Source organism: Desulfuromonadales bacterium, from assembly GCA_035620395.1.
Lineage (GTDB): Bacteria > Desulfobacterota > Desulfuromonadia > Desulfuromonadales > DASPGW01 > DASPGW01.
Genome location: DASPGW010000215.1, coordinates 1 through 3,975, shown reverse-complemented (window position 1 = coordinate 3,975; position 3,975 = coordinate 1). Strand labels below are relative to the sequence as shown.

Below are 3,975 nucleotides of genomic sequence, written 5' to 3'. Positions count from 1 at the left end.
TGGTCGCTGAGACGCTGGAGGCGGACAGCTACAAGCCAGCCGCCCGCGATCAGGGTTTCCGCCGCATCGTGGTCACCACCTACGACCACCGTTGCACCCTGTGTGGAGTGCGGATCATTACCCCTGAAGGGCACACCGTGGTCGATGCCGCCCACATCATCCCCTGGATCCGTAGCAAGAACGACGACATCCGCAACGGCATGGCGCTCTGCAAGCTCTGCCACTGGGCATTCGACGAGGGGATGATGGGCGTCTCCGACGACTACAACGTCATCACCTCGCGACAGATCGCCGCCAACCCGAATGTCCCCGGTTTCCTGCTCACCCTTTCCGGCCGGGGCATCATCGGCCCACCGGACCGCGACATCTGGCCCGCGCAACAGTATCTCGCCGAGCATAGGCGGGGGTGGCGGCTATAGTATTTTTTTTAGAAGATAAGATGAAATCCCTTCTTCTTGGACTAATCCCCATCGGCTTGATGTTCCTGCTGGCCTTGCCATGCGCCCACCTGGCCAGGTTTGTTTATCAGCGGCAGAAAAAAGGCCGCCGTTCGCCCCTTACTGGCATGCTCCTGCGCAGTCCCGGCCAATCTCTCCTGCCCCAAATCGATAACTTGGAAGAGGAAATCAATGCCGATCTATTCGGCCTGCTCATGGTCCCATTGATGATTTTTGGCCTGGCCATGACCCAGCTCTATTTCGGGCACATCAGGGCGACTGCTTCGACCATCGTGATTTACGTTCTATTAGCCTTGGTTATCATGCTCTACCTCTCCCGCAAGCTCAGCTTGCATCTAACCCGTCGAAACGAGCTGCGCCTGGGCTTGGAAGCGGAGATGGCAGTCGGTCAAGAACTCAACCACCTGATGCGCGACGGCTATTACGTCTACCACGACTTCCCCGCCGAGAACTTCAACATCGACCATGTGGCCGTCGGCCCTGGCGGCGTCTTCGCCGTCGAGACCAAAGGGCGGTTCAAGCCCGACAAGGGGCGCGGTAAGTTCGACGCCACCGTGACCTTCGACGGCAAGATGTTGCAATTCCCCGAATGGGAAGAGCGCAAGTTTATCGAGCAGGCCCGTCGGCAGGCGGTCTGGCTAAAGCAGTGGCTTTCCAGCGCCATCGGCGAAAGCGTCGACGTCCGGCCGGCCCTGGCGCTGCCGGGGTGGTATGTCGAGCAGAAGGCGAAGAGCGACGTCATCCTCTACAGTGGCAAGAGTCCGCAGGGGTGGGCGCGGGCGCAGGGGAGAGGGGTGCTGACCGAAAACCAGATCCAACGGATCAAACACCAGCTGGAGCACCGTTGCCGCGACGTCGAGCCGGCGGCGTACCGCAAAGTCAAGTGAAGCCAGGGGATGGGGGGGTGACGGGGATAGTAACGAAATTCATCCTGTGCCCTGACCGGCTATCGCCTCGTTACTCTTACCTCCGGCACCATCATCGATGCCGCCCACATCCACCAGTTCGCCCGCAGCCGCAACAACGACCTGAATAACGGCCTCGCCCTCTCCAAAAACGCCCACTGGCTGTTCGACAACGGCCTTTGGCCTCTCCGCTACGACTACACCATCCTCGTCGCCGACCGACACTTCGCCGAGGCTGGCGATGCTGCCTTCCTGCTGGCGCGCATGAAGGACCGCACGATCACTCTGCCCGTCAACCCCTCGCACTGGCCGGCGCGGCAGCATCTCGAATGGCACCGGAGGCAGAGGTTTTTGGGGGAGTAGGGGGAGGCGAGTCCCCGGTCCCGAGTCCAGGTCCACCTGGCAGAACTGGCCGTCCTTCGTGGTGATGGCGCCGAGGCGCATTCATTGACCAGGAAGTGTTGATGGCATATACTCACCGCAAATCGCTGTCAATTTGTGTAATCAGGAATGGAACTGGCGCGAGGGCGAGATGAAGCATATCCTGGTCGATACCAATTTTTACGTTGCCTTCAAGCGGAAACAGCCATCAGCGGTAGAGCTTTTGCGTCAGGTGGAATACATCGGGATGAGCACCGTGGTCCTCGGTGAACTGCTGGCCGGCTTTCGCTGTGGTAGCCGGGAAGCGGAGAATCGACGGGAACTCGATCAGTTTCTGGATTCGCCCCGGGTCGAGATTCTCAACATCGACGAGGAAACCGCGGATTTCTATGCCGAAGTATTCCGTGCTTTGAAGGAAAAAGGGCGGCCAATCCCCTCCAATGACCTCTGGATTGCTGCCGCCACCCTGCGGCACGGGCTTGCTCTCGCCACCCTGGACGAACACTTCCAGCATATCGACGGACTGCTGCTGACCGGCATCTGATAAGGAGGCAACCATGGCCACCATGACCCTGCGCGGAATCGACGAGAAAACGGCCGAAGCCCTGAAAGAAAGGGCCCAAAAAGAGGGGACTAGTGTCAATGCAGTGACCCTGCGGCTTATTCGTGAGTCCCTTGGCCTCGACAAGAGAAAACGGAATGTCATTTATAGCGATCTTGACCACCTGGCCGGCACCTGGAGCCAGGAACAGGCATCAGAATTCGAGCGCAATACGGCTGTATTCGAGAAGGTCGATGAGGAAATTTGGAAATAAGCAAACTAAAACGACTGAAGACGGGAGAGCCTGCCGTGGTGCTCAGAAACGAGGATGTGACGGAGATTGTGGCGGAGATTCCCGAGGGGCATCTCCATATCCGTACCACCGTGCAGCTGGCTGACGGCTCTTCCATCACCCTGCAGGAGGCGACCGTCGCCGCCCTGGTGCGGGCGTACGTCGCCGTGAAGACCGACCCTGTCCGCACCCGGGTGGTGCTCAGGGGGAGGAAGGTTCCCGGCCGCAAGGAAGGCTTTGCCGAATGGCAGCTCCTGGAAGAGCCGTGACGCCTTGGGACCGCTGAAGCGTTGAACAGTTGAATTGTTTGGGGTCGGTCGGCAATTGCGGACAGCAGGGGATACCGGCCGGCCGGAGGTGACGAGGGGCCCGAAAGCCGATGATCACGAAGTAAGAGAATGGTTCGTCCGTTCCGTCCCTCCCCGCGCATCCCCCTCCCGCCTTACCCGCAAAGTCAGCCCCCGGACCTCCTGCACCAGAACCGTTTCCCCCGCCTCCACCGCCGTCTCGCCTGCCTCCAGCTCCGCATTCCAAAGCTCGCCGCCGACCTGAATATACCCCGAAGGCTCCAGGCGCTGCACGGCCACGCCGCGCCTGCCGACCATGGCGTTGGCGGCAGACGGGGCATCCGGATCATAGGCGCGCCAGACGAAGGGAAACAGCAGGACGTCCTTGACGATCCAGACCGCGGTGCCGGCCCAGAACACCCAGGAGGGGATCACGCTCCAGTGCCGCAACGCCAGCAGACTGATGATCAGCAGGAGCAAGGCCGGGAGCTGCAGCATCGCGTATCTGGTTACGACTCGTCTGGTGATGCGCCGTCTGCTCATGAACACAGTTTACCCCTGAAGGTCATGGTCCGTTGCCAACTCCATCTTACCCGATCGGGAGAGCCGGCCGGGAATGAATGAAAATGAAGGTCAACAAGCCGTCGGGCAGTATCAATATCACCGATAGATGATAAAATTGAAAGCGCCATACAGGATGGCCCGAACGTCAGGAGATTCCTGAGACTATTTGCCTTCCGGGGATGAAATGCCGTATGCCGTCATGGAAGGTCCGTAATCGATGATCGAAGTCCCGTTCAGGTCGGTGCCGGCACTGCTGAAGTCGAACGCGACCAGGTTTGCCGGGCAGCCGGCGGTCAGTTTCAAAAGGGGGGGCAAATGGACTGTCCTGACTTATGCCCAGCTGTACGAGCGCGTCCTGATGGCGGCGCGCGGGCTGCGCAAGGCGGGAGTGCGACCCGGCGACCGGGTGGCGATCCTGTCGGAAAACCGGGTCGGCTGGGCCATCGCCGATCTCGGCACCCAGACCGTCCGCGCCGTCACGGTGCCGATCTACGCCACCAATACCCCGGAACAGATCGAATACGTTCTCAACCACGCCGAGGCGAAG

At 60.3% G+C, this 3,975-nt stretch carries 8 protein-coding genes; 6 read left to right on the top strand and 2 right to left on the bottom strand.

Annotated elements, in window-relative coordinates; translation table 11 throughout:
- On the top strand, positions 1-419 hold a 419-nt coding region (locus VD811_11895; protein ID HXV21677.1), incomplete at its 5' end, for an HNH endonuclease.
- Positions 420-613: 194 nt separating this feature from the next.
- Complete coding sequence (locus VD811_11890) at positions 614-1,345, top strand: nuclease-related domain-containing protein (protein ID HXV21676.1); 732 nt, start codon at positions 614-616, stop codon at positions 1,343-1,345.
- A 39-nt stretch (positions 1,346-1,384) separates the two neighbouring features.
- On the opposite strand, the gene VD811_11885 is transcribed toward VD811_11890, so the two are convergent.
- Complete coding sequence (locus VD811_11885; GenBank protein HXV21675.1) at positions 1,385-1,687, bottom strand: hypothetical protein; 303 nt, start codon at positions 1,685-1,687, stop codon at positions 1,385-1,387.
- Positions 1,688-1,895: 208 nt separating this feature from the next.
- On the opposite strand from VD811_11885, the gene VD811_11880 reads away from it, so the two are divergent.
- Genes VD811_11880 through VD811_11870 form a run of 3 tightly spaced genes read left to right on the top strand, consistent with a single transcriptional unit; the run spans position 1,896 to position 2,846 of the window.
- Entirely contained in the window at positions 1,896-2,288 is a 393-nt protein-coding gene (locus VD811_11880) for a type II toxin-antitoxin system VapC family toxin (protein ID HXV21674.1), read from the top strand.
- Positions 2,289-2,301: 13 nt separating this feature from the next.
- Positions 2,302-2,559, top strand: coding sequence for a hypothetical protein (locus tag VD811_11875; protein HXV21673.1), 258 nt, complete (start codon positions 2,302-2,304; stop codon positions 2,557-2,559).
- A gap of 35 nt (positions 2,560-2,594) precedes the next feature.
- The gene (locus tag VD811_11870; GenBank protein HXV21672.1) at positions 2,595-2,846 is read left to right on the top strand and encodes a hypothetical protein; all 252 of its coding nucleotides are present in this window, start codon (positions 2,595-2,597) and stop codon (positions 2,844-2,846) included.
- Between the two features lie 114 nt (positions 2,847-2,960).
- Here the strand turns inward: VD811_11870 and VD811_11865 are convergent, their stop codons facing one another.
- Positions 2,961-3,407, bottom strand: a complete 447-nt coding sequence (locus tag VD811_11865; protein HXV21671.1) for an NfeD family protein — start codon at positions 3,405-3,407, stop codon at positions 2,961-2,963.
- Positions 3,408-3,645: 238 nt separating this feature from the next.
- Between VD811_11865 and VD811_11860 the strand changes: the two genes are divergently transcribed.
- Positions 3,646-3,975: AMP-binding protein (locus VD811_11860; protein ID HXV21670.1), on the top strand; the 330-nt coding region annotated here is incomplete at its 3' end.

Excerpts from the sequence above, each read along its gene's own strand:
- VD811_11885 (HXV21675.1), bottom strand. The coding sequence starts at position 1,687 with ATGCTGCCGCGCCGGCCAGTGCGAGGGGTTGACGGGCAGAGTGATCGT.
- VD811_11880 (HXV21674.1), top strand. The coding sequence starts at position 1,896 with ATGAAGCATATCCTGGTCGATACCAATTTTTACGTTGCCTTCAAGCGG.
- VD811_11875 (HXV21673.1), top strand. The coding sequence starts at position 2,302 with ATGGCCACCATGACCCTGCGCGGAATCGACGAGAAAACGGCCGAAGCC.
- VD811_11865 (HXV21671.1), bottom strand. The coding sequence starts at position 3,407 with ATGAGCAGACGGCGCATCACCAGACGAGTCGTAACCAGATACGCGATG.